General features: G+C 50.0%; 1 rRNA gene. It reads left to right on the top strand.

The window, feature by feature from the left end:
* Positions 1 to 156 (top strand): 16S ribosomal RNA (locus E1J61_RS37150); the annotation flags it as partial.
* Positions 157 to 516: the final 360 nt, after the last annotated feature.

The following is a 516-nucleotide window of genomic DNA, read 5'->3' as shown; positions in this document are numbered from 1 at the left end:
GTCTTGTACACACCGCCCGTCACACCATGGGAGTGGGTTTTGCCAGAAGTAGTTAGCCTAACCGCAAGGAGGGCGATTACCACGGCAGGGTTCATGACTGGGGTGAAGTCGTAACAAGGTAGCCGTATCGGAAGGTGCGGCTGGATCACCTCCTTTCAGAGCGTGCATCCTACGTTGAGCGTCCACACTTATCGGTAGTTTGTTGGTTGAAGGCCAGGTGGCCAAATGAAAGCACTCGTTGCTGAGTGTTTTCATTTGGCATTGCCAAGCGATCGAATGATCGGCTGCTCTTTAACAATATGGGATGTAGTAAAGGTGTCGCGCGAGCGTTGATGAGACGCTGCAGTAGCAAACGCGATACCGGGTTGTGATTGTATCAACCAAAATGTATTTAAAGTGATCGAAAGATGACTTGGAATACGGCACAAATGCGAGAACTCAACCTGTAGTGAGCGGTGTCATGAGCGCAAGCTTGAGACACACTTGTTATAGGGTCAAGCGAACAAGTGCATGTGG

It is taken from the genome of Cupriavidus sp. L7L, assembly GCF_004353535.1.
GTDB classification, from domain to species: domain Bacteria; phylum Pseudomonadota; class Gammaproteobacteria; order Burkholderiales; family Burkholderiaceae; genus Cupriavidus; species Cupriavidus oxalaticus_A.
Note: the sequence above shows the minus strand (reverse complement) of the source record. Positions and strands in the feature narration are given on the sequence as shown.